The sequence below is a fragment of the Sphingomonas sp. GM_Shp_2 genome, assembly GCF_026540875.1.
Taxonomy (GTDB): Bacteria; Pseudomonadota; Alphaproteobacteria; order Sphingomonadales; family Sphingomonadaceae; genus Sphingomonas; species Sphingomonas carotinifaciens.
In genome coordinates, this window is the sequence record NZ_JALNUQ010000055.1 from 1 (window position 1) to 26,879 (window position 26,879).

Annotated in this window: 31 protein-coding genes; 21 read left to right on the forward strand and 10 right to left on the reverse strand. The window is 68.7% G+C overall.

The genetic code is table 11. The features are described from left to right. Nucleotides 1–9: 9 nt before the first annotated feature. Nucleotides 10–681 carry a hypothetical protein gene (locus OXR08_RS15860; RefSeq protein WP_346731915.1) on the forward strand — a complete coding sequence of 224 codons (672 nt, stop codon included), beginning with the start codon at nucleotides 10–12 and terminating at the stop codon, nucleotides 679–681. Continuing rightward, nucleotides 678–1,178, forward strand: a complete 501-nt coding sequence (locus OXR08_RS15865; RefSeq protein ID WP_267351347.1) for an NUDIX hydrolase — start codon at nucleotides 678–680, stop codon at nucleotides 1,176–1,178. The genes OXR08_RS15860 and OXR08_RS15865 overlap by 4 nt, the downstream gene beginning before the upstream one ends. Nucleotides 1,179–1,231: 53 nt before the next feature. Here OXR08_RS15865 and OXR08_RS15870 read toward each other — a convergent pair whose 3' ends face one another. The 3 genes from OXR08_RS15870 to OXR08_RS15880 are packed head-to-tail and all read right to left on the reverse strand — an operon-like array spanning nucleotide 1,232 to nucleotide 5,030. Further along, complete coding sequence (locus OXR08_RS15870; protein ID WP_112381958.1) at nucleotides 1,232–1,513, reverse strand: ETC complex I subunit; 282 nt, start codon at nucleotides 1,511–1,513, stop codon at nucleotides 1,232–1,234. Between the two features lie 12 nt (nucleotides 1,514–1,525). Then, entirely contained in the window at nucleotides 1,526–3,991 is a 2,466-nt protein-coding gene (gene hrpB / locus OXR08_RS15875; RefSeq protein WP_267351348.1) for an ATP-dependent helicase HrpB, read from the reverse strand. 28 nt (nucleotides 3,992–4,019) lie between these two features. Beyond that, nucleotides 4,020–5,030 (reverse strand): polyprenyl synthetase family protein, encoded by a 1,011-nt coding sequence (locus OXR08_RS15880; protein ID WP_149682379.1) that lies wholly within the window; start codon nucleotides 5,028–5,030, stop codon nucleotides 4,020–4,022. A gap of 119 nt (nucleotides 5,031–5,149) precedes the next feature. Here OXR08_RS15880 and OXR08_RS15885 point away from each other — a divergent pair, with 119 nt between their 5' ends. Continuing rightward, on the forward strand, nucleotides 5,150–5,428 hold the full coding sequence (locus OXR08_RS15885) for a chorismate mutase (RefSeq protein ID WP_112381955.1): 279 nt from the start codon (nucleotides 5,150–5,152) through the stop codon (nucleotides 5,426–5,428). A 4-nt stretch (nucleotides 5,429–5,432) separates the two neighbouring features. Then, a complete protein-coding gene (locus OXR08_RS15890) occupies nucleotides 5,433–6,107 on the forward strand; it encodes a thymidylate kinase (protein ID WP_267351349.1) in 675 nt (224 codons plus the stop codon). A gap of 48 nt (nucleotides 6,108–6,155) precedes the next feature. Here OXR08_RS15890 and OXR08_RS15895 read toward each other — a convergent pair whose 3' ends face one another. After that, nucleotides 6,156–6,758: an NAD(P)H-dependent oxidoreductase gene (locus OXR08_RS15895; RefSeq protein ID WP_267351350.1), complete on the reverse strand. Its 603-nt coding sequence runs from the start codon at nucleotides 6,756–6,758 to the stop codon at nucleotides 6,156–6,158. Nucleotides 6,759–6,879: 121 nt separating this feature from the next. On the opposite strand from OXR08_RS15895, the gene OXR08_RS15900 reads away from it, so the two are divergent. The 3 genes from OXR08_RS15900 to OXR08_RS15910 are packed head-to-tail and all read left to right on the forward strand — an operon-like array spanning nucleotide 6,880 to nucleotide 10,162. After that, nucleotides 6,880–8,925 carry a carbon starvation CstA family protein gene (locus OXR08_RS15900; protein ID WP_267351351.1) on the forward strand — a complete coding sequence of 682 codons (2,046 nt, stop codon included), beginning with the start codon at nucleotides 6,880–6,882 and terminating at the stop codon, nucleotides 8,923–8,925. Then, nucleotides 8,922–9,107, forward strand: a complete 186-nt coding sequence (locus tag OXR08_RS15905) for a CstA-like transporter-associated (seleno)protein (RefSeq protein WP_112381951.1) — start codon at nucleotides 8,922–8,924, stop codon at nucleotides 9,105–9,107. The genes OXR08_RS15900 and OXR08_RS15905 overlap by 4 nt, the downstream gene beginning before the upstream one ends. Continuing rightward, nucleotides 9,098–10,162 carry a sialidase family protein gene (locus OXR08_RS15910; protein WP_267351352.1) on the forward strand — a complete coding sequence of 355 codons (1,065 nt, stop codon included), beginning with the start codon at nucleotides 9,098–9,100 and terminating at the stop codon, nucleotides 10,160–10,162. Before OXR08_RS15905 ends, OXR08_RS15910 begins: the two co-directional genes overlap by 10 nt. 64 nt (nucleotides 10,163–10,226) lie before the next feature. On the opposite strand, the gene OXR08_RS15915 is transcribed toward OXR08_RS15910, so the two are convergent. After that, nucleotides 10,227–10,898, reverse strand: coding sequence for a DUF1013 domain-containing protein (locus tag OXR08_RS15915; RefSeq protein ID WP_112381950.1), 672 nt, complete (start codon nucleotides 10,896–10,898; stop codon nucleotides 10,227–10,229). Between the two features lie 123 nt (nucleotides 10,899–11,021). Next, entirely contained in the window at nucleotides 11,022–12,002 is a 981-nt protein-coding gene (locus OXR08_RS15920; RefSeq protein ID WP_267351368.1) for an NAD(P)H-quinone oxidoreductase, read from the reverse strand. A gap of 95 nt (nucleotides 12,003–12,097) precedes the next feature. Here OXR08_RS15920 and OXR08_RS15925 point away from each other — a divergent pair, with 95 nt between their 5' ends. The 13 genes from OXR08_RS15925 (at nucleotide 12,098) to OXR08_RS15985 (ending at nucleotide 24,479) form a co-directional block, all read left to right on the forward strand. Further along, the gene (locus OXR08_RS15925; RefSeq protein WP_112381949.1) at nucleotides 12,098–12,292 is read left to right on the forward strand and encodes a DUF1192 domain-containing protein; all 195 of its coding nucleotides are present in this window, start codon (nucleotides 12,098–12,100) and stop codon (nucleotides 12,290–12,292) included. 154 nt (nucleotides 12,293–12,446) lie between these two features. After that, complete coding sequence (gene clpA, locus OXR08_RS15930; protein WP_112381948.1) at nucleotides 12,447–14,771, forward strand: ATP-dependent Clp protease ATP-binding subunit ClpA; 2,325 nt, start codon at nucleotides 12,447–12,449, stop codon at nucleotides 14,769–14,771. A gap of 141 nt (nucleotides 14,772–14,912) precedes the next feature. Beyond that, nucleotides 14,913–15,116: a hypothetical protein gene (locus OXR08_RS15935; RefSeq protein ID WP_112381947.1), complete on the forward strand. Its 204-nt coding sequence runs from the start codon at nucleotides 14,913–14,915 to the stop codon at nucleotides 15,114–15,116. Between the two features lie 48 nt (nucleotides 15,117–15,164). Continuing rightward, nucleotides 15,165–15,404 carry an exodeoxyribonuclease VII small subunit gene (locus OXR08_RS15940; RefSeq protein ID WP_112381946.1) on the forward strand — a complete coding sequence of 80 codons (240 nt, stop codon included), beginning with the start codon at nucleotides 15,165–15,167 and terminating at the stop codon, nucleotides 15,402–15,404. A 2-nt stretch (nucleotides 15,405–15,406) separates the two neighbouring features. Next, the gene (locus OXR08_RS15945) at nucleotides 15,407–16,306 is read left to right on the forward strand and encodes a polyprenyl synthetase family protein (protein WP_149682246.1); all 900 of its coding nucleotides are present in this window, start codon (nucleotides 15,407–15,409) and stop codon (nucleotides 16,304–16,306) included. Continuing rightward, a complete protein-coding gene (coaD, locus tag OXR08_RS15950; RefSeq protein WP_267351353.1) occupies nucleotides 16,303–16,806 on the forward strand; it encodes a pantetheine-phosphate adenylyltransferase in 504 nt (167 codons plus the stop codon). The genes OXR08_RS15945 and coaD overlap by 4 nt, the downstream gene beginning before the upstream one ends. A gap of 88 nt (nucleotides 16,807–16,894) precedes the next feature. Further along, complete coding sequence (locus tag OXR08_RS15955; RefSeq protein ID WP_112381943.1) at nucleotides 16,895–17,614, forward strand: peptidylprolyl isomerase; 720 nt, start codon at nucleotides 16,895–16,897, stop codon at nucleotides 17,612–17,614. Next, the gene (gene queA, locus OXR08_RS15960) at nucleotides 17,611–18,648 is read left to right on the forward strand and encodes a tRNA preQ1(34) S-adenosylmethionine ribosyltransferase-isomerase QueA (protein ID WP_267351354.1); all 1,038 of its coding nucleotides are present in this window, start codon (nucleotides 17,611–17,613) and stop codon (nucleotides 18,646–18,648) included. The genes OXR08_RS15955 and queA overlap by 4 nt, the downstream gene beginning before the upstream one ends. Beyond that, nucleotides 18,645–19,181: an EF-hand domain-containing protein gene (locus tag OXR08_RS15965; RefSeq protein WP_267351355.1), complete on the forward strand. Its 537-nt coding sequence runs from the start codon at nucleotides 18,645–18,647 to the stop codon at nucleotides 19,179–19,181. Before queA ends, OXR08_RS15965 begins: the two co-directional genes overlap by 4 nt. 5 nt (nucleotides 19,182–19,186) lie before the next feature. Continuing rightward, nucleotides 19,187–20,329, forward strand: coding sequence for a tRNA guanosine(34) transglycosylase Tgt (gene tgt / locus OXR08_RS15970; protein WP_267351356.1), 1,143 nt, complete (start codon nucleotides 19,187–19,189; stop codon nucleotides 20,327–20,329). Next, the gene (locus OXR08_RS15975) at nucleotides 20,326–20,550 is read left to right on the forward strand and encodes a hypothetical protein (protein WP_112381940.1); all 225 of its coding nucleotides are present in this window, start codon (nucleotides 20,326–20,328) and stop codon (nucleotides 20,548–20,550) included. Before tgt ends, OXR08_RS15975 begins: the two co-directional genes overlap by 4 nt. A gap of 7 nt (nucleotides 20,551–20,557) precedes the next feature. After that, nucleotides 20,558–23,389, forward strand: coding sequence for a pitrilysin family protein (locus OXR08_RS15980; RefSeq protein WP_267351357.1), 2,832 nt, complete (start codon nucleotides 20,558–20,560; stop codon nucleotides 23,387–23,389). A gap of 37 nt (nucleotides 23,390–23,426) precedes the next feature. Beyond that, entirely contained in the window at nucleotides 23,427–24,479 is a 1,053-nt protein-coding gene (locus tag OXR08_RS15985; protein WP_267351358.1) for a cell wall hydrolase, read from the forward strand. On the opposite strand, the gene OXR08_RS15990 is transcribed toward OXR08_RS15985, so the two are convergent. Then, nucleotides 24,406–24,729 (reverse strand): hypothetical protein, encoded by a 324-nt coding sequence (locus OXR08_RS15990; RefSeq protein ID WP_112381938.1) that lies wholly within the window; start codon nucleotides 24,727–24,729, stop codon nucleotides 24,406–24,408. The genes OXR08_RS15985 and OXR08_RS15990 overlap by 74 nt on opposite strands. Before the next feature lie 164 nt (nucleotides 24,730–24,893). Between OXR08_RS15990 and OXR08_RS15995 the strand changes: the two genes are divergently transcribed. Further along, entirely contained in the window at nucleotides 24,894–25,052 is a 159-nt protein-coding gene (locus tag OXR08_RS15995) for a hypothetical protein (protein WP_267351359.1), read from the forward strand. A 558-nt stretch (nucleotides 25,053–25,610) separates the two neighbouring features. On the opposite strand, the gene OXR08_RS16000 is transcribed toward OXR08_RS15995, so the two are convergent. The 3 genes from OXR08_RS16000 to OXR08_RS16010 form a co-directional block, all read right to left on the reverse strand. Beyond that, nucleotides 25,611–26,000, reverse strand: a complete 390-nt coding sequence (locus tag OXR08_RS16000; RefSeq protein WP_267351360.1) for a hypothetical protein — start codon at nucleotides 25,998–26,000, stop codon at nucleotides 25,611–25,613. Nucleotides 26,001–26,052: 52 nt separating this feature from the next. After that, nucleotides 26,053–26,526 carry a hypothetical protein gene (locus OXR08_RS16005; RefSeq protein ID WP_267351361.1) on the reverse strand — a complete coding sequence of 158 codons (474 nt, stop codon included), beginning with the start codon at nucleotides 26,524–26,526 and terminating at the stop codon, nucleotides 26,053–26,055. 95 nt (nucleotides 26,527–26,621) lie between these two features. Next, a partial coding sequence (locus OXR08_RS16010; RefSeq protein WP_267351363.1) for a DUF3597 domain-containing protein occupies nucleotides 26,622–26,879 on the reverse strand: 258 nt, incomplete at its 5' end.

Here is a 26,879-nt window from a genome sequence, read left to right on the forward strand (position 1 = left end):
GGGGAGTTGGTGATGCGGCTGAGCGACACGGATCATGCGCGCGTCGCCGGGGCGGTTGCCCGTGCGGAGGCAAACACCGCGGGCGAGATCGTGACGGTGCTGGCGCGCCGGTCGGACGCCTATCACGATGCGGCATTGCAATGGTCGGTGCTCGCCATGCTGCTGATGCTGGCGCTGCTCGCCAGCGTGCCGGGCATGGCCGAGGCGGTGCACGCGACCTTCGAGCCCTGGGACGAAGCCCCCTCCCCGCGCACCCTGATGCTGATCGCGCTGGTGCTGGCGACGCTGACCTTTCTGGGCGCACGCCTGCTGCTGGCGTGGCGGCCTTTGAGGCTGGCGCTGACACCGGGGCGCACCAAGACGCGGCGCGTGCATCGGCAGGCATTGGCGCTGTTTCGGGCGGGGGCGGAGAAGCGGACGACCGGGCGGACCGGCGTGCTGCTCTACGTATCCGCCGAGGAACACCGTGCCGAGATCATCGCCGACGCCGCGATCCACGACCATGTCTCGCCCGAATGCTGGGGCGAGGCGCTGGCGCCTCTGCTGGCCGAGATGCGGGCCGGGCGCCCGGCGGACGGGATCGTCGCCGCGGTCGAGCGGGTCGGCACGATCCTGGCCGAACGCATCCCATCCAAGGAGAATGACGTGAACGAATTGCCCGACAGGTTGATCGAACTGTGAGCGTCGTCTGGGAAGGTAAATACCTGGCCGCGCACAAGGAAGGCACCTGGGAATATGTCGCGCGGCGCGGCGGCATCGGGGCGGCGGTGATCGTCGCGGTGCATGAGGGCCACCTGATCCTGGTCGAGCAGCACCGCATCCCGATCGGCCGCGCGTGCCTGGAGCTGCCGGCCGGACTGGTCGGCGACGAGGATGCCGGCGAAGCGACGACCGACGCCGCCGCGCGCGAACTGGAGGAGGAAACCGGCTACCGGCCGGAGCGGATCGAGGACCTGGGCTTCTTCTATTCGTCGCCCGGCATGTCGTCCGAAGGGTTCAACCTCGTCCGTGCGAGCGGGCTGACACGCGTGTCGGACGGCGGCGGGCATGAGGGCGAGAACATCACCGTCCACCGCGTGCCGCTGGCCGAGGTGCCTGCCTTCATCGCGCAGAAGCGCGACGAAGGACTGGGGATCGACTCAAAGCTGCTCTACGTGCTGGGCGCGGGGCTGGCCTGACAGCGTCGCTGGAAACGCGCAAAAACGCGCGTTTCCAGCGCCGGCCACCCGCCTCAGCGGAAATTGTCGGCGTAGGCCTGCAGCTTCAGGGTCGCGGTCGGGGTGGGAACGACGTGATGATCGATCCCCTCGCGCTCGCAATAGGCGACCGCGGCCTCCAGCGTCGGGAAGAACAGACGCACCTGATCCCGCGTGTCGCCGCTGCCGGCCCAGCCGGTCAGCGGATCGGCCTTCTTGGCCTCCGCGGGGGCGAATTCGAGCTGCCAGTGATCGGTCCGGGCTTTGCCGGACTGCATGGCGTTCTTGGGGCGCTTGAAGATACGGGCAGTGGCCATAATGGCGTCTCCTTATCGCGAACCGGCGGCTCTTGCATCCGCCTTTTTCGTGCGCAGCGTCGGCGCCGCACCCGCAGGGTCGTCCGGCCAGGGATGGCGCGGATACCGACCGCGCATCTCCTTGGCGACCGCCGCCCAGCTTCCCGCCCAGAAACCGGGCAGATCGCGCGTCGTCTGGATCGGTCGCCCGGCCGGCGAGGTCAGGCTGAGGACGAGGGGCACGCGGTCGCGGCCGATCACCGGATGCTCGGCCAGCCCGAACAACGCCTGCGCCCGCAATTCGACGCGCGGCCCACCCTCCGCCGCATAATCGATCGCATGCGTACTCCCGGCCGGGCTGGTGAAATGCGGCGGGGCCATGGCGTCCACCCGGCGCTGTTCATCCCAGTCGAGCAGGTTGCGGATCGCCTCGGTCAGCGCCGCCGGCGCAATGGCATCGAGCCGGCGGCGGTTTTCCAGCAGCGGCGGAAGCCATTCGTCCAGCCGATCGACAAGCGCCGCGTCATCCAGCGCGATGCCGGCATAGGCAGCCCGTGCCCGGTAGGCATGGGCGCCGTCCGGCCAGGGCAGGCGATCGAGGCCGTGGGTACGCACCCCCTCCAGCAGCGCAGCGGCGATGGTGGCGGGGTCGGCGTTCGAATCGGGACCGCCCGACAGGCGAAGTGCACCAAGGCGGCGTTCGCGCTGCGGCTGGACGCTGCCGGTCAGGGGATCGAAGACGGCCGTGCGGCGGATCTCGATACGATCGGCGAACAGCGCCTCCACGGTCGACGGATCGATCGCCGCGGCGGAGAGGATGCGCGCGCCCGACGCCGCGCCCTGCGTCTCGCCGACGGCGAGCCATTCGGCGGTGGCAAGCGGCGACGCGGGATCGAGACGGAAGCCACGGCCACCGACAGAGGCCCAATGCTCGCCGCCCTGATCGCGGCGGCGCGCGATGCGATCGGGATAGGCAAGCGCAAGGCAAAGCCCCGGTGTGACGTCCAGATCGGGTCGCTCGGCCAGCCGGTCGCCTGTTCCACGCGGTAACGGGAGGGTGGACCATCGCCGGGCGAGCGCGCGGGCGGCGTTGGCCTTGGGACCCCGGTCGCTGCGCCACCGACGCAGGCGATTGTCCAGATCGACATCGTTGCCGCCGAGACCGCGTTCGCCGAGCAGGACGGCGATGTCGGCGGCGAGCGTGGTGGCGCCGTGATCGGCGGCGCGGATCAGCATATGGGCAAGGCGCGGCGGCATCGGCAGACGCGCGATGGCACGGCCATGCGCGGTGGGGCGACCGGTGTCGTCCAGTGCCTCCAGGGTGGTGAGGCGGGCGCGTGCCTCCACCACGGCAGGTTCGGGTGGAGCGTCGAGCCAGTTCAGGTCGCGAGGGTCCGCCACGCCCCAGATGGCGGTGGCGAGCAACAGCGCCGACAGGTCCGCTTCCAATATCTCGGGCGGGTCGAAGCGCGGCAGGCCGGTGGTCGCGGCTTCCTCCCACAGCCGATAGGCGGTCCCGGGCCCCTGCCGGGCGGCACGGCCCGCACGCTGCACCACGGCGGCCTGGCTGGCGCGTTCGGTGACGAGGCGGGTCATGCCGGCGGCGCGATCATAGCGCGGGCGGCGGGCAAGGCCGGAGTCGACCACGACGCGGATGCCGTCGAGGGTCAGGCTGGTTTCCGCGATCGAGGAGGCGAGGACGAGCTTGCGGCGGCCCTGTGGATCGGGGCGGATGGCGGCGCGTTGCGCGGCGGGGTCGAGGGTGCCGTGCAGGAGGTGGAGCGCGATGGCGTCGGGCAGGGTGGCGAGGCGTTCGGCGACGCGCTCGATCTCGCCGACGCCGGGAAGAAAGGCGAGGATGCCGCCCTCCTCCTCGACAAGGGCGCGGCGGATGGTGGCGGCGACCGCATCCTCGATGCGGGCGTTCGGGTCGCGGCCGACATGGCGGAGCGCCAGCGGGTAGCTGCGGCCTTCGCTCTGGATGACGGGGGCCTGGCCCATCAGGGTGGCGAAGCGGCTGCCGTCGAGGGTGGCGGACATGGCGACGAGGCGCAGGTCGGCGCGGAAGCCGCCTTGCGCATCGAGCGCGAGGGCAAGGCCGAAATCGCCATCGAGACTGCGCTCATGCACCTCGTCGAACAGGACGGCGGAGACGCCGGCGAGTTCGGGATCGGCCTGAATACGGGCGACAAAGATACCCTCGGTCACCACGGTGACGCGGGTGGCGGCGCTGGTCGCGCTGTCCATGCGGGTGGCGTAGCCGAAGCGGCGGCCGACGGGCTCGTTCGCGATCGCCGCCATCCGCTCGGCCGCGGCGCGCGCGGCAAGGCGACGGGGGGAAAGAAGCAGGATCTCGCCGTCGCACCAGGGCTGGTCGAGCAGCGCGGGCGCGACGCTGGTCGTCTTGCCGGCACCCGGCGGCGCGACGAGCACGGCGTTGCGCCCGCCCGCCAGCGCGGCGAGCAGGTCGGGCAGAACGGCGTCGATCGGGAGCGTCATGCCGGCACCCTGCCCGCCCGCAACAGGATCAATAGGCGCGCGCGACCGCGAATTCGACCGCTTCGATCATCGCCGCCTTGGCCGGGCTGGCGGGGAAGCGGGCGATCGCCTCGATCGCGAGGCTGCCATAATGGCGGGCGCGGGCGAGCGTGTCGTCCACGGCCTTGGTACGGCGGACGAGCTCGATCGCATGGGCGAAATCCTCGTCGGAGGTGCGGCGCCCCTCCACCGCGTCCTTCCAGAAGCGGCTGTCCTCGTCCGACCCGCGGGCATAGGCGAGGATGACGGGCAGCGTCATCTTGCCCTCGCGGAAATCGTCGCCCGCATCCTTGCCCATCGTGCCCGCGTCCGAGACATAGTCGATCGCATCGTCGACGAGCTGGAAGGCGATGCCGAGATTGCGGCCATAGGCATCGAGCGCCTGTTCCTCCGCCTCCGACCGATCGGCGACCACCGCGGCGATGCGGCAGGCGGCGGCGAAGAGTGCGGCGGTCTTGGCGTCGATGATCGTCAGATAGCGATCCTCGGTCAACGTCACCTGCCGCGCGGCGGTGAGCTGGTTCACCTCGCCCTCCGCGATGACGGCGGACGCATTCGACAGGATGTCGAGCACCTTCAGGCTGCCCGCCTCGACCATCAGCTGGAACGAGCGGCTGAACAGGAAATCGCCGACCAGGACGCTGGCCGGATTGCCCCAGATGATGTTGGCGGTGCGGCGGCCACGGCGCAGGTCCGAGCCATCGACCACGTCGTCGTGCAGCAGCGTGGCGGTGTGGATGAATTCGACCGCGGCGGCGAGCACGTGGTGATGCGTCCCCTGATAGTCCAGCAGCAGCGCGCTGGCGAGGGTCAGCATCGGGCGCATGCGCTTTCCGCCCCCGGCGATCAGATGGCCGGCAAGTTGCGGGATCAGCGGGATATCGGAGGTCATGCGATCCAGGATCACCTGGTTCACACGATCAAGATCGGCCGACACGAGCTGGACCATCGGCTCCAGCGACGGCGCGGACGGGGCGAGGCGGGTGGCGGTGGCGGTCATGGACACGGGTTCAGCCTGTGACGGCATCGGGGGGCGAACGCAAGTGTTCTTGCCTGAAGCGCTTGCCCTTGCGCCGGCCCGCCCGCAAAGAGGCTCCGCCTGTTGCCAAGGAGAATTTCGTGCCGGACGACGTGCTGAAGGGCTATCGCCAGTCGATCGACAATATCGACGCCGCCTTGGTGTGCATGCTGGCCGAGCGGTTCAAGGTGACGCAGGCGGTCGGCCGCTACAAAGCGGAAAACGGCCTGCCGCCCGCCGATCCGGGGCGCGAGGAGGCGCAGATCGCGCGGTTGCGCCAGCTGGCCGCCGATGCGCAGCTCGACCCGGAATTTTCCGAGAAGTTCCTGCGTTTCATCATCGACGAGGTGATCCGCCACCATGAACGGCTGAGGGGCTGACGGCATGGCCTTTCTGCTGGCGATCGAGGGGGCGGACGGCGCCGGCAAGGCGACCGCGACCGCCGCGGTGGTGGCGCATCTGGCGGAACAAGGGCTGTCCGCCTGCGCGCTGTCCTTTCCGCGCTACACCGACACGGTGGGCGGCTGGGCGCTGGGCGAATATCTGGCGGAGCGATTGCCCCGCGCGGTGAGCCCGCAGGCGGCCGCGACCCTCTATGCGCTCGACCGGTTCGAGTCGCGGGCGCATCTGGTCGACATGGTGGCGCGCCACGACGTGGTGGTGTTCGACCGTTATATCGCGTCCAACATGGCGTATCAGGCAGCGCAGGTGCCGGATGGCGAGGCGGAGGCGCTGATGACGTGGATCGCGCGGCTGGAAACCGGGCAGTTCGCGCTGCCCGTGCCTGATCTGTCGGTCTATCTGGATACGCCGCTGGCGGTGGCGCGCACCCTGATCGCGCAGAAGCGGCGGCGCAGCTACACCGACGACACCTATGACGCGTATGAAGCCGATCTGGGGCTTCAGGCGCGGGTGCGGGCGAATTATGCCGCGATGGCGGATGCGGCGATGCTGGGCGAGTGGATGACGGTGGAAACGGTGGCGCATGCCGCGCTGCGCCCGCCCGAGACGATCGCGGCGGAGATTGCCGACGCGGTGATCGGGCGGCTGGAGGGTTGAAGGCTGCGCCATCTGCACGGGTGCACCCCCGTGCGAACGGCGACTGCCCTATGTCTTCGATTCGATCGTTCCCGCGAGCGGGGCGAAGCGCGCGACCTGACGGCCGACCAGGCGTAGTTGGTCGACTACCGCGGGCTCGCTGGCGCTGCCCTCGTCGTCGAACTTGGTGAGCTGGCTGTTGATCGCCGCGGCAAAGGGCGTCGGCCAGCCGCGCAGGGCATGGACGATCGAGCGCAGCGCCGCGATGGTCGAGCCCGTCGCCTGCCAGCCATAGGCGGTGGCGATCAGGCCGACGGGCATGTCGGCCAGATAGTGACGCGGATCGCGCGCGGTTTCCTCCAACAGGTCGAGCGCGTTCTTCACCACGCCGGAAATGCTGCCGTGATAGCCGGGGCTGGCGATGATGACGGCGGAGGCCTGGCGGACGGTGGCGACGAACTCCTGTTCCGCTGCGGTACGCTCGGGCGCGCGCGGGTCGTAGAGCGGGAGGCGGGCGAGATCGGCGCCGCCGAAGACGCGGGTGCGGAATCCTTCCGCCCCGGCCGCCTCCACCGCGATGCGGAGCGCACGCTCGGTGGAGGAAACGCTGCCGATCGTGCCGCCGATGCCGACGACGAGCGGTGCAGCGGTGGGGGGTGCCGAAGATGCCATGCGCGCCTTTCAGCCCGGCAGGCCCCATGGGGGCAAGCGGAATGTTCAAAAAACGGCGACTGCAAACATTTTCATCGGGCCGCTCTGGCAATGCGGCGGCGCCCGTCTAGAACATGGGGCCATGGTAAAGCATCTCCCCTGGATCGCACTGGCGCTGGGAGGCGCCGGTGCCCTGGCCGTGATCGCCAGCGTGCGCGGCGAGCCGATTAGCGCGCTGTGGATCGTGGCGGCCGCGGTGTCGGTCTATCTGATCGCCTATCGCTACTATGCGCTGTTCATCGCGCGGGTGATCGGGATCGATCCGTCGCGGCCGACGCCGGCGGTGCGCCGCGCGGACGGGCTGGATTACGTCGCGACCGACCGCACCGTGCTGTTCGGCCATCATTTCGCGGCGATTGCGGGGGCAGGACCGCTGGTGGGGCCGGTGCTGGCCGCGCAGATGGGCTATCTGCCCGGCACGCTGTGGATCCTGGCGGGCGTGGTGCTGGCAGGCGCGGTGCAGGACTTTCTGGTGCTGTTCATCTCGATGCGGCGCGACGGGCGTTCGCTGGGCGAGCTGATCCGCATGGAGATGGGCGCGGTCGCGGGCACGGTTGCCCTGTTCGGCGCGTTCATGATCATGGTCATCATCCTCGCCGTGCTGGCGTTGATCGTGGTGCGGGCGCTGGCGGAGAGTCCGTGGGGGATGTTCACCGTCGCGGCGACGATCCCGCTGGCGATGCTGATGGGCGGCTATACGCGCTGGGTGCGGCCCGGCCGGATCGGGGAGGTGTCGATCATCGGCTTTATCGGCCTGATCGCCGCCATTATCTTCGGGCAGTCGATCGCCCTGTCGCCGACGCTGGCGCCGCTGTTCACCTTTACCCCCGTCCAGCTCTGCTTCATCCTGATCGGATATGGCGCGGTCGCCTCCGTCCTGCCGGTCTGGCTGTTGCTAGCGCCGCGCGATTACCTGTCGACCTTCCTCAAGATCGGGGCGATCGCGGCGCTGGCGATCGGCATCGTCGTCATGGCGCCGCCGCTGCGCATGCCGGCGCTGACCCAGTTCATCGACGGCTCCGGCCCGGTGTGGGCGGGCAGCCTGTTCCCGTTCCTGTTCATCACCATCGCCTGCGGTGCCGTGTCCGGCTTCCACGCGTTGATCGCCAGCGGCACCACGCCCAAGCTGATCGCCAGCGAGGCGCATGCGCCGTTCATCGGATACGGCGCGATGCTGATGGAAAGCGCGGTGGCGATCATGGCGCTGGTCGCCGCATCGATCCTGGACCCCGGCATCTATTTCGCGATGAACGCGCCGGCCGCGGTGCTGGGCACCGATCCGGCAAGCGCGGCGGCGGCGGTGACCGCGATGGGCTTTCCCATTTCCGGCGACGCCCTGGCGCAGGTGGCGCGCGACGTGGGCGAGACCACGATCATCAGCCGCGCGGGCGGCGCCCCGACGCTGGCGGTGGCGATGGCGGAAATCTTCAGCCACCTGATCGGCGGACAGGCGATGAAGGCTTTCTGGTATCACTTCGCCATCCTGTTCGAAGCGCTGTTCATCCTGACCGCGGTGGATGCGGGCACGCGCGCGGGCCGCTTCATGCTCCAGGACCTGATCGGGCTGGCGGTGCCGCGCTTCCGGGGAACGAGCGCGGTGGCGCCGGGGCTGATCGCCACCGCCCTGTGCGTCGCGGCCTGGGGCTTCTTCCTGTATCAGGGCGTGACCGATCCGCTGGGCGGGGTGAACACGCTGTGGCCGCTGTTCGGCATTTCCAACCAGATGCTGGCCGCCGTCGCGCTGATGCTGGCGACCGTGGTGCTGTTCCGGATGAAGCGCGAGCGGTTCGCCTGGATCACGGTGGTGCCGACCGTCTGGCTGCTCGCCTGTACCGTGTCGGCGGGGTGGCTGAAGCTGTTCTCGGCCGATCCGCGCGTCGGCTTCCTGGCGCATGCGGCGAAGTTCTCTGACGCCGCAGGCCGCGGTGAGGTGCTGGCGCCGGCCAAGTCGATGGCGGAGATGGGGCGGATCGTGTTCAACGACCGCATCGACGCGGCCCTGTGCGCAATCTTCCTGGGCGTGGTCATCGCGATCTTCGTCTATGCGGTGCGCGCCTGCCTGAGCGCGCGGCGCATCGACCGGCCGAGCGTGACCGAGGTGCCGCCGATGCTGGCGGCGGCGGAATGAGCGCGTTTCTCGCCCGGCTGGCGGAAACGGCGCGGCTGATGGTCGGCGTCCCCAGCTACGACGCCTATCGCCGCCACATGGCCGAGCATCATCCCGATGCCGAGCCGATGAACGAGGTGGCGTTCTTTCGCGAGCGGCAGGAGGCGCGCTATGGCGGCAAGAATGGCGGGCGGTGTTGTTGAGCGGGTGGCGTGGGGCCGTCGGTGCGGTGGCGGTGGTCATGAGCATGGCGGCGCCGGCCGCTGAGCAGGCGCCATCGCCGATCCTGTTCCGCGAGTTCATCTACCGCACCGCCCCCTATCCACAGGCGCATGCCTCCACGCTGGTCGAGCTGCCCGGTGGCGAACTGGCCGCATCATGGTTCGGAGGTACCGGCGAGAGCCGGCCCGACGTGGCAATCTGGTTTGCGCGGCGCGGGGACAAGGGCTGGTCGACGCCGGTCGCGGTCGCTCGCGGCGATGGCCAGCCGACCTGGAACCCGGTGCTGTTTCAGCCACCGGGCGGAGACCTGCACCTGTTCTACAAGGTGGGGCCGAGCCCGCGCGAATGGTGGGGGATGGTGATCACCTCCGCCGATGGCGGCCGCCACTGGTCATCGCCCCGACGCCTGCCCGATGGCGTGCTGGGCCCGATCAAGAACAAGCCGGTGATCGCACCCGATGGCGCATGGCTGGCACCATCGAGCAGGGAGGAAGGCAGCGCTGCCGACAATTACTGGTCGCTGCGTATCGAGCGGAGCGTGGATCAGGGCCGGACGTGGCAGGTGGGGACGCGCATCCCCTCCCCCATGCATATCGAGGCGATCCAGCCGAGCATCCTGACCCACCGCGACGGCCGGATGGAACTGGTGGCGCGCACGCGGCAGGGCGCGCTGGCGATGAGCTGGACGCGCGATGGCGGCAAAAGCTGGTCGCCGCTCGCCGCGATCGACCTGCCCAATCCCAATGCCGGCACAGACGCGGTGACCCTGCGCGACGGGCGGCAGCTGATCGTCTACAATCACGCCGCGCACCGACCCGACACGCCGGGCGACGGCGATCGCTGGCCGCTGAACATCGGGCTGTCCGATGACGGCGTGCATTGGCGCGCCGTGTTGACGCTGGAGAGCGAACCGGTACCCGACGGCTATGCCTATCCGGCGGTGATCCAGACGCGCGACGGGATGGTGCATGTCACCTACACGCACAATCGCACGCGTATCGCGCATGTGGTGATCGACCCGCGGCGCATCCGCTGACGCGAAAAAGGGCACCGCCGGACCGGCGATGCCCTTTTCCCTCAGCCTTCCGGCCGCGCGCCGATCAGTTGCGGAACAGCGCGTGCGGGTCGGTGATCTCGTCGCTGCGGCCGGTGCCGTCGGCGTCACGCTCCTGCTGCGCGCGTTCGGCGCGCAGGCTGGCGATCAGGGCCTCGCGGTCGCCCTCCAGGCGGGTGTCGGTGGGGGCAGGCTCGGTACCCGCGGCCTTGCCGGCCTTGGAGACGGCGGTGTCCAGCTCGCGCTGGGTGGTCAGGCCCAGCGTCACCGGATCCTTGGGCGTGATGTTGGCAATGTTCCAGTGGCTGCGGTCGCGGATCGCGGCGATGGTCGTGCGCGTCGTGCCGATCAGGTTGGAGATCGCACCGTCCGAAATCTCGGGATGGTTGCGGATGATCCAGGCGATGCCGTCCGGCTTGTCCTGCCGCTTGCTGACCGGCGTGTAGCGCGGCCCCTTGGTACGGCGGACCTGTTCGGGGCCCTTGGTCATCTTCAGGCGATAGTCGGGGTTCTTCTGGCCCTTGTCGATCTCGTCCTGCGTCACCTCGTGCGCGCGGACCGGATCGCGGCCGGTCAGCTTGGTGGCGGCGGTGTCGTCGGCGATCGCCTGCACTTCCAGAATGTGGAGGCCGCAGAAATCGGCGATCTGCTCGAAGGAGAGCGACGTGTTGTCGACCAGCCAGGAGGCGGTCGCATGGGGCATGAGCGGCTGGGCCACGGGGTCACTCCGTCGGAAAATAAAAGGGCCGCCCCTCATCGGAGCGGCCTTAGCATGGCTTCGACTTAATACCGCGGCGGTATTTCGGCAAGGTGTCGCGGGGCCGCCGCCCCTTATCCGCGCCTATCCGATGGTCAGCACGATCTTGCCGACATGATCCCCCGCCTCCATCCGCGCATGTGCCGCCGCCGCCTCGGCCAGCGGGAAGACGCGGTCGATCACCGGACGCAGCTTGCCCGCCGCGACATGTGGCCAGACGGTGCGGATCAGCTCGTCGGCGACCAGCGACTTGAACGCGCCGTCACGGGCGCGCAGCGTGGAGCCGGTCAGCGTCAGGCGGCGGCGCATAACCTGCCACAAGGGAATCGTCGCCTCCGCCCCGCCCTGCACCGCGATCGAGACGTGGCGGCCATCCTCGCCCAGACATTGCAGGTTGCGCGGCACATAGTCGCCGCCGACCATGTCGAGCACCGCCTGCACCCCCTTGCCGCCAGTGATCGCCTTGACCTCGGCGACGAAATCCTGCCGCTTGTAGTTGATCGCGTGCGCGGCGCCCAGCACGCGGGCGGCGGCGCATTTCTCGTCCGAACCGGCGGTGACGATCACGGTCAGCCCGAAGATGCGGCCGAGCAGGATCGCCATGGTGCCGATCCCGCTGGTGCCGCCGTGCACCAGCACCGTATCCCCCTCCGTCGCATAGGCGCGCTCGAACAGGTTGGTCCACACGGTGAACAGCGTTTCAGGAATCGCCGCGGCCTCGACCATCGACAGGCCGTCGGGCACGGGCAGGCACTGGCCGGCGCAGACCGCGACATATTCGGCATAGCCGCCGCCCGATACCAGCGCGCATACCGGCTGGCCGAGCAGCGCATCGTCCACATCGTGGCCGAGCGCGACGATCGTGCCGGCGACCTCCAGTCCGGGAATGGACGGCGCGCCGGGCGGCGGGGGATAATTGCCCTGGCGCTGCGCCACGTCGGGCCGGTTGACGCCGGCAGCGGCGACGCGGATCAGCACCTCCCCCTCGGCGGGTTGCGGCACCGGGCGCGTGACGGGGACGAGTATCTCCGGCCCGCCATGCCCCTCCGGGTCGATCGCCGTCATCATCTCTGGCACCTGCGCCATTCGATCGCCCCCGTTTGCCGATAATGGCACCGTTATTGACATCGCGGGCGGGCGGGTCAACGCTGCGTCCCGTCATGGACATCGACGACTCTCCTGCCCGACGCGACGACCCGCTGACCCTGCTGGCGAAAGCGGACCTCGATCCCCTGTCGCTGGCCGAGCTGGAAGCGCGGGTCGCGGCGCTGGAGCGGGAGGCGGCGCGGACCCGCGATCACATGCAGCGCGCGGGCCGTCACCGCGTCGATGCAGAGGCGCTGTTCAAGCGGTGAGGCACCGTGCACCGGCCGGGCGCGACGCCATTTGCCGGTGCGGCTCCGTTGCGGGCGATATCGAATCCGGCGTGATGCTTGATGCCGACCCCCGGCGTTCCGACATAGTGTGCAACGGGCATGCCCTGACGGGTTGCCCGACTGGAGTACCCTGATGCCATCTTTCGCCCCCGCTCTCGAAACCACGCTGCACAAGGCCCTGGAGGCCGCATCGTCGCGGCGCCATGAATATGCGACGCTGGAGCATCTGCTGCTCGCGCTGATCGACGACGAACATGCGTCCAAGGTGATGCAGGCGTGCCAGGTGGACCTGGGCGAGCTTAAGGCCACCGTGGCACATTATCTGGACACCGAGCTGGACGCGCTGAAGGTCGATGCGGCCACCGACCCCTCGCCCACCAGCGGGTTCCAGCGCGTGGTGCAGCGCGCGATCCTGCACGTCCAGTCGTCGGGCCGCGACGAAGTGACCGGCGCCAACGTGCTGGTCGCGCTGTTTTCCGAGCGCGAATCCTATGCGGTCTATTTCCTCCAGCAGCAGGACATGAGCCGGCTGGATGCGGTGAGCTTCATCAGCCACGGCGTCGGCAAGGGGGGTCAGGCGAGCGAGGCGGCCAGCCCCAAGGGCGCGGCCGAAGAGGAAAAGCCCGCCAAGGCGCAGCCCGAAAAGGGCAAGACGGAAAGCGCGCTCAAGCAGTTCACCGTCGACCTCAACGAAAAGGCCAAGAACGGCAAGGTCGATCCGCTGATCGGGCGCGGGCCCGAGGTGGACCGCACCGTGCAGATCCTGTGCCGCCGGTCGAAGAACAATCCGCTCTATGTGGGCGATCCGGGCGTCGGCAAGACCGCGATCGCGGAAGGACTGGCGCGCAAGATCGTCGAGGGCGAGGTGCCCGACGTGCTGAAGCCGGCGGTCATCTACTCGCTCGACATGGGCGCGCTGCTCGCCGGAACGCGCTATCGCGGCGATTTCGAGGAGCGGCTGAAGGCGGTCGTGAACGAACTCGAAAAGATGCCGCATGCCGTGCTGTTCATCGACGAGATCCACACCGTGATCGGCGCTGGCGCCACCAGCGGCGGCGCGATGGATGCGTCCAACCTGCTGAAGCCGGCCTTGTCGGGCGGCACGATCCGCTGCATCGGTTCGACCACCTACAAGGAGTTCCGCAACCACTTCGAGAAGGATCGCGCGCTGCTGCGCCGGTTCCAGAAGATCGACGTGAACGAGCCGACGATCGAGGACACGATCAAGATCCTCGCCGGACTGCGTTCCGCGTTCGAGGAGCATCATTCGGTCAAGTATACGCCCGATGCGATCAAGTCGGCGGTGGAGCTGAGTGCGCGCTACATCAACGACCGCAAGCTGCCCGACAAGGCGATCGACGTGATCGACGAGGTGGGCGCGATGCAGATGCTGGTGCCGCCGTCCAAGCGCAAGAAGACGATCACGCCCAAGGAGATCGAGGCGGTGATCGCGACCATGGCGCGCATCCCGCCGAAATCGGTCTCGTCCGACGACCGGCAGGTGCTGGAGACGCTGGATACCGACCTGAAGCGTGTCGTGTTCGGCCAGAACAAGGCGATCGAGAACCTGTCGGCGGCGATCAAGCTGAGCCGGGCGGGCCTGCGCGATCCGGACAAGCCGATCGGCAACTATCTGTTCACCGGCCCCACCGGCGTCGGCAAGACCGAGGTCGCCAAGCAGCTGGCCGCGATCCTGGGCATTCCGCTCCAGCGGTTCGACATGTCGGAATATATGGAGCGCCATTCGGTCAGCCGGCTGATCGGTGCGCCTCCGGGCTATGTCGGCTATGACCAGGGCGGCCTGCTGACCGATGCGGTCGACCAGAATCCGCATTCGGTGCTGTTGCTCGACGAGATCGAGAAGGCGCATCCCGACCTGTTCAACATCCTCCTCCAGGTGATGGACAACGGGAAGCTGACCGATCACCATGGCAAGACGGTCGATTTCCGCAACACCATCCTGATCATGACGACGAACGCCGGCGCGTCCGACATGGCGCGCGAGACGGTGGGCTTCGGCAACCTGACCCGCGAGGGCGAGGACGAGCAGGCGGTGCAGCGGATGTTCACGCCGGAATTCCGCAACCGCCTGGATGCGATCGTGCCCTTCGGATACCTGCCGCCCGAGGTCGTGGCGCGGGTGGTGGACAAGTTCATCCTGCAACTGGAACTGCAACTGGCCGATCGCAGCGTGCACATCAGCTTGGACGATGCCGCCAAGAGCTGGCTGACCGAAAAGGGCTATGACAAGCTGTACGGCGCACGGCCGATGGGCCGCCTTATCCAGGAGAAGATCAAGCAGCCGCTGGCCGAGGAATTGCTGTTCGGCAAGCTGGTGCACGGCGGCGAGGTGACGGTGAAGATGAAGGACGGCGCGCTGTCCTTCGCGATCGAGCCGGCCGCGCCCAAGAAGCAGAAGAAGAAGGGCGGCCGCGCCGAGGCGATCGACGCGAAGTAAGGCCAGCCGCCAGTCGATTCGACAAAGAGGCCCCGGCAGCGCATCCCGCTGCCGGGGCCTTCTTCTTTGCCGCGATCTAACCCGGCCAAGCAGTTGAATACGCGCCGGAATGGCGATACGCCGGGCGACAGGAGATCGATCATGCGCGAGCGTCGGATCATTGCTGCGGTTATTGCCCTGCTGGTGCTGGGGTTGATCGTGCGACATCCGACCGCCGATATCCGCCTGATCACCCATGATCGCAGCGATCCGGCACCACATCAGATGCAGGCGGCGCTCGATACCGGCCTGATCGGGGTGCGCGTGCTCTATACCTGGACGGTACGGTCGCTGGACGCTCGTTAACTGCCGCTTGCCTTGCCTCCCCTGCCCGGCTGGCCCATAGCAGGCGCCATGGATATTCCGATCGAAGACCTGTCGTTTGAGGACGCGCTGAAAGAGCTGGAGCGGATCGTCGGCCGGCTGGAAAGCGGCGAGGCGAGCCTGGACGAATCGATCCGCCTGTACGAGCGCGGTGACCGGCTGCGCGCGCGCTGCGCCGAGCGGCTGGACGCGGCGCAGGCCCGGATCGAGGCGATCCGGCTGGACGCCGAGGGCAAGCCGACCGCTACCCGTCCCTTCGCGGCAGGCTGAGCATGGCGACCGCCACGGTGATGCTGGGCGACGCGCTGGCCGATGTCGCAGCCGAGATCGATGCGCGCTTCGATGCGCTGCTGGAGGTGCCGGACGATCCACGCGCGCCGCTGTACCGGGCGATGCGCCACGCCGCGATCGGCGGGGGCAAGCGGCTGCGCCCGTTGCTGGTGTTCGCCACCGCGGCGCTGTTCAACGTCGACAAGGACCGGGCAGCCCGCGTCGCCACCGCGCTGGAGGCGATCCACGTCTATTCCCTGATCCATGACGACCTGCCGGCGATGGACGATGACGACATGCGCCGTGGCAAGCCCACCGTGCACAAGGCGTTCGACGAGGCGACCGCGATCCTGGCAGGGGATTGCCTGCATGCGCTGGCCTTCGAGATATTGGCAGAGCCGGACACGCATCCCGAGCCGCATGTCCGCGCCGAACTGATTCTGGACCTGGCGCGTGCCTCCGGCCCCTCGGGGATGGCGGGTGGACAGGCGATGGACCTGGAGGCGGAAACCGGCGATTTCGATCTGAACACCGTCACCCGGCTGCAACAGATGAAGACGGGCGCCCTGATCACCGCGGCGGTGGAGGCGGGCGCGATCTTGGGCCGGGTGGGGCCGGAGGGCCGGACCCATCTGCGCGGATATGCGCATGACCTGGGCCTTGCCTTCCAGATCGCCGACGACCTGCTGGACGCCGAGGGCGACGAGACGGTGGCGGGCAAGAAGCTGCGCAAGGACGGCGATGCCGGCAAGGCGACGTTCCTGACCCTGCTGGGCGTGGAGCGGGCGCGGGCGCAGTGCGGGATGCTGGTCGACCAGGCGGTCGAGCATCTGCGCCATTACGGGCCCGAGGCGGATTTGCTGCGCGCGGTTGCCCGCTATGTGGTGGAGCGCGACCATTGACCCGGATCGGCGTCTATCCCGGCACCTTCGATCCGGTCACGCTGGGCCATATGGACATCATCCGGCGCGGCGCGAAGCTGGTCGACCGGCTGGTGATCGGGGTGACGACCAACCCCTCCAAATCGCCGATGTTCACGCTGGACGAGCGCATGGCGATGGTCCGGCGCGAGGTGGCGGATGTGGGCGGCGAGATCCATGTCGTCGCGTTCGATTCGCTGCTGATGGATTTTGCCGAGCGCGAAGGCGCCCGCGTGATCGTTCGCGGCCTGCGCGCGGTGGCCGATTTCGAGTACGAGTATCAGATGGCCGGCATGAACCAGCAGATCAATCCGCGGGTTGAAACCGTCTTCCTGATGGCCGACGTGGCGCTGCAACCCATCGCCAGCCGGCTGGTCAAGGAAATCGCGCTGTTCGGCGGCGAGATCGGCCGCTTCGTGCCCCCGACCGTGCGCGACGAGGTGGTGGCCCGGGTCGGGCAGATCGGACGCAAGGGTAGCTGAAACCCGACGCTACCTGCGCGACGTTCAGTTTGGCGCAAGTGCAGATTTGCTCTAGAGCGCCGTGATCCTGATAGCCCTTGGGGAAAAGATGCGCGTTTTCGCCGGTATAGTTGCAGTGGTGGCCAGCTTGTTCGCGGTGCCAGCCGCCGCGCAGGTGCAGGCACCGGTGGCCCCGCGGGCGGCACCGCCGCTGGTCACCGACAAGGAAAATCTGTGGCTGCTCGATCTGTCGACCGGCGGCCGGGTGACGATCTGGCTGCGTCCCGATGTCGCGCCCAAGATGGTGGAGCGCATCAAGACGCTGACCCGACAGCATTTCTATGACGGACTGCTGTTCCACCGCGTGATCGACGGCTTCATGGCACAGGGCGGCGATCCCAAGGGCGATGGCACCGGCGGGTCGGAGCTGCCCAACGTCCCGTCCGAATTCAACTATCTGCCGCACGTGCGCGGATCGGTGTCGGCGGCACGCGCCGATGATCCGAACAGCGCCAACAGCCAGTTCTTTATCGTTTTCCAGCCGCGCCTCGCGCTTGACAAGAAGTACACGGTGTTCGGCCGGGTGATCGACGGCATGCAATATGTCGATCCGATCGAGCGGGGCGAGCCGCCGGCGAACCCGTCGCGGATCGTCCATGCCTATATCGCGGCGGACAATCCCCCGCCCTTCCAGCCGCTGCCCGTCGCCGCCCCCGCGGCCGGACTGGGCGCGCCGGTGACGTTGCCGGGGGCCGCGGTCGCCGCGCCCAAGCCGGCTGCCCGGACTCCGGCGCCGGCGGCGCGGAAGGCCGCGCCGAAGCGCCAGTGAACGTCGACCTTTTCGACTTCGCGCTTCCCAACGACCGCATCGCGCTGCACCCCGCCGCCCCGCGCGATGCGGCGCGGATGTTGGTGCTGGATGGCGAGGCGACGCGCGACGCAGAAGTGCGCGACCTGCCCGGATGCCTGCGTGCGGGCGACCTGCTGGTCTTCAACGATACGCGCGTCATCCCGGCGCAACTGGAAGGCCGGCGGGGCGAAGCGCGGATCGGGGCGACGCTGCACAAGCGCGAAGGGCCGCGCCGGTGGCGTGCCTTTATCCGCAATGCCAAGCGGTTGCGCGACGGCGATGTGATCGATTTCGGCGCAGGCGTTGCCGCCGCTGCGGGCGAGCGGGGCGAGGATGGCAGCTTCGTGCTGGACTTTGCCGGTGACGAGCCGGTCGAGTTGCTGCTGGAGCGTGCCGGCCGCATGCCGCTGCCCCCCTATATCGCGCAGAAGCGCGGGATCGAGGCGCGCGATGCGGACGATTACCAGACGATGTTCGCCAACGAACCCGGCGCGGTGGCGGCACCGACCGCGGCGCTGCACTTCACGCCCGGGCTGATCGAAGCCCTGGAGGCGGCTGGGATCGGCCATGCCACGCTGACCCTGCATGTCGGTGCGGGTACCTTCCTGCCGGTCAAGGCGGACGATACCGCGGATCACCGCATGCATGCGGAATGGGGCCGCATCGACCAGGCGACCGCGGACCGGCTGAACGCGACGCGCGCGGCCGGCGGGCGGATCATCGCGGTCGGCACCACCTCGCTGCGCCTGATCGAGAGCGCCAGCGGCGAGGACCGGATCGTGCGACCGTTCGAGGGCGACACCGCGATCTTCATCACCCCCGGCTACCGGTTCAAGGGGATCGACGGGCTGATGACCAATTTCCACCTGCCGCGGTCGACGCTGTTCATGCTGGTATCCGCGCTGATGGGACTGGAGCGCATGCAGGCCGCCTATGCGCACGCCATCGCCGCCGGATATCGCTTCTATTCCTATGGCGATGCGTCGCTGTTGCTGCCGGGGGACGGTGCATGATCGCGCTGGTGCTGGCGTTGTTGATGCAGGCGGGCACGCCGGCTGCGCAGGAGGCGGAGATCATCGTGCCCGGCCCCGCCAAGCCGTCCGCACAGACGCCTGCGACGATGGTGCTGGAGCCGGTGGCGATGTTCATCGCGGCGTGCGATGAGGATGGCGATGGCCGCACCGACCGGGCCGAACTGTCGGCCTGTGTCGATCGCTCGTTCCGCCTGGTCGATACGGGCGGCACCGGCCGCATGCGCTACCTGATCTTTGCGGACTGGGCGCAGCGTTTCCTGGGCGATCGCAACGCGCTGCCCAGCCCGTTCGAGGTCGATCGTAACAGCGACGACATGGTCGGGCTGGACGAGTTGCAGGCGCATTTCGCCAAGCTGTATTCGCGTTTCCACAAGGATGGCGGCGATGGCATCAGCCGCGCCGAACTGCTGACCTTCCGGACCGCGCCGATTGATGCGCAAGGGCCGACCCGCCCTGCCGAGCGCGGCCGCAAGCCAAAGGGCGAGACCGGACGGTCCCGCTGGAAAGACTGACACGCATGACCCGTTTCGCCTTTTCCATCCACGCCACCGACGGGCCCGCGCGCACCGGCGCGATCGCCATGGAGCGCGGCACGATCCGCACCCCCGCCTTCATGCCGGTCGGCACCGCCGCCACCGTCAAGGCGATGAAGCCCGGCGATGTCGCGGCATCGGGCGCGGACATCATCCTGGGCAATACCTATCACCTGATGCTGCGTCCCGGTGCCGAGCGCGTCGCCCGGCTGGGCGGGCTGCACGGCTTCATGGGCTGGGACAAGCCGATCCTGACCGATTCGGGCGGCTATCAGGTGATGAGCCTGGCGGAGCTGACCAAGCGGTCGGAGGACGGTGTCGCGTTCAAGAGCCATCTGGACGGCACCCGCCACCTGCTCAGCCCGGAACGCTCGATCGAGATCCAGCGGCTGCTGGGATCGAACATCGTCATGGCGTTCGACGAACTGGTGCCCACCACCTCGACGCGCGAGGTACAGGCCGCCGCGATGGAGCGCTCGATGCGCTGGGCGAAGCGCAGCCGCGATGCGTTCGACGGGGGCGGCGCGCATGCCGAGCATAATGCGATCTTCGGCATCCAGCAGGGCGCGCTGGACGAGGGGCTGCGCAAGGCGTCGGCCGACGCGCTGATCGATATCGATTTCGATGGTTATGCGGTCGGCGGCCTCGCGGTCGGCGAGGGACAGGAGGCGATGTTCGGCTGCCTCGATTTCGCGCCGGGGCAATTGCCGGCGGACAAGCCACGCTATCTGATGGGAGTCGGCAAGCCGACCGACATCGTCGGCGCGGTGGAACGCGGCATCGACATGTTCGACTGCGTGCTGCCGACGCGGTCGGGCCGTACCGGCCAGGCGTTCACGCGCAGCGGTCCGCTCAACCTGCGCAATGCCCGCCACGGCGAGGATCAGGGGCCGCTCGACCCGTCCTGCGGCTGCCCGGTTTGTCGAACCTGGAGTCGTGCCTATCTCCATCACCTCGTGCGCGCCGGAGAGATACTGGGCGCCATGTTGATGACGGAACATAATATCTGGTTCTATGAAACGCTTATGGCTGATCTGCGCGCCGCCATCAGCGAAGGACGCTTGAGAGCCTTTGCGAACGCGTTCCGCGCGCGCTACGCCGGCAACCCGACGGGAGAGATGCAATGACCGACCGTACCGACGACGCCCCCAACGAGATCCTTGCCGCCGCCAAGGATGCCAAGGCGCATGCCGCCGCCGCCGCCGAGGCCGTGGCGGAGGCAGCGGAAGACGCCGCCAAGCGCTGGCCGCTCGCCAAGATCGGTCTTGGCGTGGGCATCGGTTCCGCCGCGATCGCCGCGGCAGCGCTCTATGCCGATCGCAGCCGGTCCAAGAAGAAACCCAAGTAAAGGATACATGATGCGCTGCTTGCGTGCCGCCCTGCTGTTGAGCGTTGCCACCCTGCCCGCCACGCTTTCCGCGCAGGAGCAGCCCCAGCCGCCGGCCGCAAGCGCGCGCATCCCGTCCATTCCCTTTACCGAGCGCACGCTGGCCAATGGCCTGCGCGTCTATGCCATTCGCGACACGACCACGCCCAACGTAGCGGTGCAGGTGTGGTATGACGTCGGCGGGCGCGACGATCCACGCGGGCGCTCGGGCTTCGCGCACCTGTTCGAACATTTGATGTTCAAGGCGACGCGCAACCTGGTGCCGGAACAGATGGACCGGCTGACCGAGGATGTCGGCGGCTACAACAACGCCTCGACCGGCGACGACTATACCAATTATTTCGAGGTAATCCCCGCCAACCATCTGCAGCGGCTGTTGTTCGCGGAGGCGGACCGCATGGCATCGCTGGTGGTGGAGCCGACCAGCTTCGCCTCGGAACGCGACGTGGTGAAGGAGGAATATCGCCAGGGCTTCGCACGGCCCTATGGCAAGCTGTTCCAGACCTATTTGCCCGAGATCAGCTATTCGGTGCACCCCTATGCGCGCGGGGTGATCGGTGACGTGGCGAATCTCGATTCGGCGACGATCGACGACGTGCGCGCCTTTCACGCCACCTATTACCGGCCCGACAATGCGATCCTGGTGGTGGCGGGCAATTTCGATCCCGCGCAACTGAACAGCTGGGTCGACCAGTATTTCGCGCCGATCAAGCGCCCGGCCGGCGAGATCCCCCGCGTCACCGTGACCGAACCGCCGCGGGAGCGCCCCGTCAGCCGCACGGTGTACGAGGCCAACACCCCCCTGCCCGCGGTCCTGCTGAGCTGGCAATTGCCGCCCGATCGCGATGCGGACGTGCCCGCGCTCCAGGTGCTGGACGCGATCATGGCAACGGGCGAGAATTCGCGGCTCTATCGCAGCCTCGTCTACCGCGACGAACTGGCGCAGAGTGCGCAGACCTCGTTCGACACGCGGGCGGGCACGGGCACCTATGCGGTGTTCGCGATCATGGCGGGCGGCAAGGACGCCGCGGCCGGCGAGGCGGCGCTGCGCCGCGAAGTGGCCCGCTTCCGTGACGAAGCCGTCACGCCGGCCGAACTGGCCGAGGCCAAGAACGAGATCCTGACCGCCGCGATCAAGCGGCGCGAGACGGCGGAGGGCAAGGCGTTCCTGCTGGCGCAGAACGTCATCATCAACGACGATCCCACCGCCAGCGAAAAGCAACTGGCCGCGGTGCAGCGCGTCACCGCCGCGGACATCCAGCGGGTCGCGCGCAAATATCTGGCTGACAACCAGTCGGCCTTGCTGCGCTATCTGCCGGAGCAGACGGGCAAGACAGGCGACACGGTGACGGTCGCCCCCACCGTCGTCACCCGCCCGCTGACCGCACCCGCCGACATCGCCATCGTCACGCCGGCACCCGCCGGGCAGCGCATGCTGCCGCCGCCGCCCGCCGCGCCGGTGAAGCCCGTGCTGCCGCAGGTGGCCGAGACGCGGCTGGCCAATGGCCTGCGCGTCATCACCGTGGAGCGGCACGACCTGCCGCTGGTCACCGCCTCGCTGGTGGCGGTCGGTGGCGCCGCGACCGATCCGGCCGGCAAGGCGGGGGCGAGCAGCCTGTCGGCCGGGCTGATGACGATGGGCACCACCACCCGGTCCGCCGCCGAGATCGCGCGCGCGGTGGAAAGCCTGGGCGGATCGATCGGCAGCGATGCCAGCCGCGACGGGGCCTCCGTCGACCTGACCGTCACCTCCGACCAGCTTGCGCCCGCAATGACCATCCTGGCCGATGTCGCCACGCATCCCGCCTTCGCCGCCGAGGAGATCGAGCGGGCACGCACGCAGACGATCGACGGCGTCGCGGTCGCGATGAAGAACCCGGCGCAACTGTCGGGCCTGGTCGCCAGCCGCGTCGTGTTCGGCAATCAACCATATGGCACCCCGCTGGAGGGTACCCCGACCTCGTTGAAGACGCTGACCCAGGCGGACCTGAAGGCGGCGTATCAGCGGACGTGGCAGCCCGGTCAGGCCGCACTGGTGCTGGTCGGCGACATCACGCCGGCCGCCGCCCGGACGCTGGCCAAGCGGTACCTGGGCACGTGGCAGGGCAAGGGCACCACGGCCGCGGTGCCGGGCGACCGGGCGGCCTTCCCCGCGCCACGCGTGGTGGTGGTCGACATGCCCGATGCCGGACAGGCCGGCGTCGTCGTCGCGCGGCCCGGCATCGCACGTGACGATGCCCGCTATTACCCCCTCGCCGTCGCCAACACCGTGCTGGGCGGCGGGTTTTCTTCTCGGTTGAATCAGGAGGTGCGGATCAAGCGGGGGCTGGCGTACGGGGCGAGCAGCGGGCTTCAGGCGGGGCGCAGGCCCGGGCTGGTCGCGGCGCGCACCCAGACCAAGAATCCGTCTGCCGCAGAGGTGGTTACGCTGATTTCCGCGGAGATGGAAAAGCTGGGCAAGGCGCCCGTTCCTCAGGGCGAACTTGCCACGCGGCAGGCGGTGCTGGTCGGCAATTTCGGGCGCACGGTGGAGACGACGGACGGTATCGCCGGCCTGTTGGGCGATTATGTCGTCCAGTCCGTGCCGCTGGACGAGTTGCAGCGCTACACCGCCAAGGTGGAGGGCGTCGATCCGGCGGCGGTGCAGGCGGCAGCCGCCGCGTTGCTCGATCCCAAAGCGGCGAGCATCGTCGTGGTGGGTGACGCCAGGCAGTTCCTGCCGGCGCTGAAGGCACGCTACCCCCAGGTGGAGGTGGTGCCGGCCGCGGCGGTCAATCTGGACAGCGGCAGCCTGAAATAAGGTAAATTGGTGACCTTTTACCGGTAGCACTGCCCCGATGGGTCGCAGCACACCGTACACGGTCTCCAGGGCCACCCTGCGCCGCATGCTGGCGGGTTGGCTGGTGCTGGTCGGCCTGCTGCTGCTGGTCGCGCTGGGACTGGCGCTGCGCCCGCCGGCGGCGGCGGTGCCCCGGGTGGCTGTCCAGCGATCCGTGGAGGAGGCTGCGGCGTCCAGCCCACCGGCGCCCGGCCGGGCCACCGGGACGGCCGACCTGCCGCCCCTGCCCGCCGGCGTGATCGACCGTGGCGACGCTGGCGTGACGCCCGCCCCGCCGTTTCGCTGGGGAGCGGCGAGTGCCGTCGACCGCGCCCGCGCGCTGCAATGCCTGACCGCGGCGATCTATTACGAGGCGGGCGGCGAGAGCGACGCCGGAGAGCGCGCGGTGGCGCAGGTGGTGCTGAACCGCGTGCGGCATCCGGCCTTTCCGGCCAGCGTGTGCGGCGTGGTCTATCAGGGATCGGCGCAGGCGGGGTGCCAGTTCAGCTTCGCCTGCGACGGGGCGCTGGGCCGGGCACCATCGGCGAGCGGCTGGGCGCGTGCGGCGCGAGCCGCGGCGGGGGCGCTGGCCGGCGGCGTGTTCGCCGGCGTCGGGCTGGCCACCCATTATCACACCTATGCGGTCAGCCCGTCCTGGGCACGGTCACTGGTGATGACGGATGTGGTAGGCGCGCATTTCTTCCACCGGTGGAAGGGATATTGGGGCACGGCGGCCGCCTTTACGCAGCGTTATGCAGGCGGGGAGCCGATGCCGGGCGGGGCGGCGCCGGGCGGGGCGCCGGGCGGGGCGGATGTCGCCCCGGCGGTGCCGGTCGAGATACCGCCGCTGCCCGGTGCGACCCCCGTCGCGACAGCGGAGGCACCCACCGGGCCACGCGGTGCGGCGGCCCCCGCCCCGGCGCCGGCCGGTGACCGATTGCCCGCCTCCGGGCAGATCCTCGACCGGTGGCGGGATGTCGGCCAGCCGCTGCCGCGCTTTACCAACGGCGCTGCTGGCGATCCTGCTTCTGGAAGCGGACCCGCTGCGACAGCACGTCGTAGCGACGATTGAGATCGGTCCGCTCGGCGCGAGTCAGGCCACCGCCGCTGCGGCGATACCGCTGTTCCAGCCGATCGAGATCGCGGAACTGGACGCGCAGGCGATCCGCCTCGCGACGGTTCAGCGTGCCGGCGCGAATGCCCTGATCGATGCGCCGCTCCAGATTGGCCTGGCGGGCGTTGATCGGCTCCCAACGCTGGGCCTGTGCGGCGGCGGGGAGCAGCGCGGCGAACCCGAGGGTGGCGGCGATGATGGCTTTCATGGGTCTACTCCTTGGTTACGCGGCCATGTGATCTTGGCCTGATGACCATATGGGCGCCGTTCGTCGCAGACCTGTCCCGACTTTCCCGCAAAAGTGTCGCAGGCTGTGCCAGTCGTGGAGACTTCGTTCAGCTTGGCGGTTGAAGGCCCAGGAGGAGCCAGATCATGGACGATGACGCGATCAAGCCGACGACCGAGACGGAGCGGCCCAACCTGTCGACCGAGCATCAGCAGGGCGGCGACGCACGACGGCCGAGCGACACGCTGGACCGCGGACAGCCGCAGCCGGACGAGACGGTGCCGCGCAAATCCTCGCTGACGTGAGGGGCGGCATCCCGGCACCTTGAAGCATCATGCTCGGAACCTGACCCGACATCCGTTCGGGCTTGAGCGACGTTGAAGGCTGTGCTCACGTGACTGTGCTTCGACTTCGCTCAGCACGAACGGATCAGGTTGAAGGCCTGATGCTATAGCGCATGAAAGTGTCCCATATCCGACGCTGGCTACAGGCAGGACTATTGGCGTTGGCGGGGCGGCGGCACGGACCGTTCGTGTCGAATAGCGCAGACGGAGCGTGTCGAGTTTGCGCCGCACGCGTCGGCATGTCTCTCGATACATCGTCTCGACACGCGGCTTTGCCGCTACTCGACGATTACTCGAGACGAACGGGGAGGTTAGGGTCGAATTCGATCAGACATGGTCGTCCTCGCCCTTTGCCGCCTGCAGCGTCTTTTCCCTCCCCACCGGGAGCATCGGGTGAACGGTGCCCCGCACTGTTCAGGTCATGCCGGGGGCATGACCGACCCGATGCTGGAGCGGCGCAGCCGCGGACGGGTAAGGGTGACCGAAGACGATCGAATTCCATTCCAGTCGCATTCCGCCTCAGGCGGTCGCGTGTTCGCGGCGGGGGGAGGTCTTGCCGGTCTGCGCATCCAGCCCGCGGGCAGTGAGCAGATCGACCAGCGTGATGCCGAGAACAAGGCCGAGCGCGCCCCAGACGGCGCCGTTGAGCGGGTTTGAACGCGCAGCAAGACCAAGCGCGCCGATGTCCAGCGCGTCGCCGGCGACACGGCCCCAGACATTGGTCGCGGCCGCCGGGGCGGTGAGCAGTGCGGCACCCGCGGCCAGCTCGCGCAGGCCGAAATTGCGCACCAGTGTTTCATGGCCTTCGCTGTCCAGCGCGCTGGTGATGCGCTTTGGTGCCAGCGTTTCGGCCAGACCGAGTGCCACGGAGAACAGGCCGAGGCCGAAGCTGATCGTCTTGTAGTTCATGGGAACATCCTCTCCTTGGCGGGGCCGCGGTGTCGCGACCCCTGCCCGGCCGTCAGGCGGCGCCGGCGCCTTCCGAAAAGCCACTGCCGCGATCGGCGACCAGCGTCGGGGCCGGACCGGTGGCGGGGCGCAACGCCTCCTTTTCCTGCTCCGTCGGGGTCGCGGTGGGATCGGGGCGGAAGGCCGCGACCGCGCGATCGGTGTTGCCGGGGTGGCGGTCGCCCATCAGGTCGGTGGGGACGTGTTCGGCGGACGGATTGGGCGTCTGGTTATGAAAATGCTTCTCCGCCTCGGCCTGGCCGCTGGGCAGATTGGCATCGATCGCGGTGCGCGGATCACGGTCACCGCCGAGCGGTGCGGCAGTGCCGCCGGTGGAGCTGCTCGCCGTGTCGGTGTCACGCTTGGCAGCGGGCTGAATGGGGGGCAGTTCAGGCACAAAGCGGGTGCCGACGACCCAGGCAATGGCCGCCACCGCAAAGCCGCCGAGACCAAGGCCGGCCGAGCGACCCAAGGTTTTGTTTGGCATGGATTTTTCCTTCCGTAACAGCCCCACGAACGGGCCGTCGGGGGATGAAGTTCCCGTGGCGCCCCGCCCCTTTCGGGCGAGACGCCCGGCGGCGATCAGTCCTTCAGGCTGGCCGGCACACGGCCACCCGATTTTTCCAGCTCGCGCATCACGGCCTTGTGCAGCCAGATGTTCATTTCGGCCGAGCCGTCCTTGGCACCGCTATAGCCGAGTTCGGTGGCCAGTTCCTTGCGGTTGTCGAGGCTGGAATCGAGATCGAGCAGCTTCATCAGGTCGACGATCGACGTCCGCCAATTGAGGTTCGGATTGCCCTTGGACTGGGCGATGCCGGTCAGTACCTGCTCGACATCGAC

Coding starts and splice junctions, on each gene's coding strand:
- OXR08_RS15870 (WP_112381958.1), bottom strand. CDS start 1,513: ATGGCCACTGCCCGTATCTTCAAGCGCCCCAAGAACGCCATGCAGTCC.
- hrpB (WP_267351348.1), bottom strand. CDS start 3,991: ATGACGCTCCCGATCGACGCCGTTCTGCCCGACCTGCTCGCCGCGCTG.
- OXR08_RS15880 (WP_149682379.1), bottom strand. CDS start 5,030: ATGACCGCCACCGCCACCCGCCTCGCCCCGTCCGCGCCGTCGCTGGAG.
- OXR08_RS15890 (WP_267351349.1), top strand. CDS start 5,433: ATGGCCTTTCTGCTGGCGATCGAGGGGGCGGACGGCGCCGGCAAGGCG.
- OXR08_RS15895 (WP_267351350.1), bottom strand. CDS start 6,758: ATGGCATCTTCGGCACCCCCCACCGCTGCACCGCTCGTCGTCGGCATC.
- OXR08_RS15900 (WP_267351351.1), top strand. CDS start 6,880: ATGGTAAAGCATCTCCCCTGGATCGCACTGGCGCTGGGAGGCGCCGGT.
- OXR08_RS15905 (WP_112381951.1), top strand. CDS start 8,922: ATGAGCGCGTTTCTCGCCCGGCTGGCGGAAACGGCGCGGCTGATGGTC.
- OXR08_RS15920 (WP_267351368.1), bottom strand. CDS start 12,002: ATGACGGCGATCGACCCGGAGGGGCATGGCGGGCCGGAGATACTCGTC.
- OXR08_RS15925 (WP_112381949.1), top strand. CDS start 12,098: ATGGACATCGACGACTCTCCTGCCCGACGCGACGACCCGCTGACCCTG.
- clpA (WP_112381948.1), top strand. CDS start 12,447: ATGCCATCTTTCGCCCCCGCTCTCGAAACCACGCTGCACAAGGCCCTG.
- OXR08_RS15935 (WP_112381947.1), top strand. CDS start 14,913: ATGCGCGAGCGTCGGATCATTGCTGCGGTTATTGCCCTGCTGGTGCTG.
- OXR08_RS15940 (WP_112381946.1), top strand. CDS start 15,165: ATGGATATTCCGATCGAAGACCTGTCGTTTGAGGACGCGCTGAAAGAG.
- OXR08_RS15945 (WP_149682246.1), top strand. CDS start 15,407: ATGGCGACCGCCACGGTGATGCTGGGCGACGCGCTGGCCGATGTCGCA.
- OXR08_RS15955 (WP_112381943.1), top strand. CDS start 16,895: ATGCGCGTTTTCGCCGGTATAGTTGCAGTGGTGGCCAGCTTGTTCGCG.
- OXR08_RS15965 (WP_267351355.1), top strand. CDS start 18,645: ATGATCGCGCTGGTGCTGGCGTTGTTGATGCAGGCGGGCACGCCGGCT.
- tgt (WP_267351356.1), top strand. CDS start 19,187: ATGACCCGTTTCGCCTTTTCCATCCACGCCACCGACGGGCCCGCGCGC.
- OXR08_RS15975 (WP_112381940.1), top strand. CDS start 20,326: ATGACCGACCGTACCGACGACGCCCCCAACGAGATCCTTGCCGCCGCC.
- OXR08_RS15980 (WP_267351357.1), top strand. CDS start 20,558: ATGATGCGCTGCTTGCGTGCCGCCCTGCTGTTGAGCGTTGCCACCCTG.
- OXR08_RS15985 (WP_267351358.1), top strand. CDS start 23,427: ATGGGTCGCAGCACACCGTACACGGTCTCCAGGGCCACCCTGCGCCGC.
- OXR08_RS15990 (WP_112381938.1), bottom strand. CDS start 24,729: ATGAAAGCCATCATCGCCGCCACCCTCGGGTTCGCCGCGCTGCTCCCC.
- OXR08_RS15995 (WP_267351359.1), top strand. CDS start 24,894: ATGGACGATGACGCGATCAAGCCGACGACCGAGACGGAGCGGCCCAAC.
- OXR08_RS16000 (WP_267351360.1), bottom strand. CDS start 26,000: ATGAACTACAAGACGATCAGCTTCGGCCTCGGCCTGTTCTCCGTGGCA.
- OXR08_RS16005 (WP_267351361.1), bottom strand. CDS start 26,526: ATGCCAAACAAAACCTTGGGTCGCTCGGCCGGCCTTGGTCTCGGCGGC.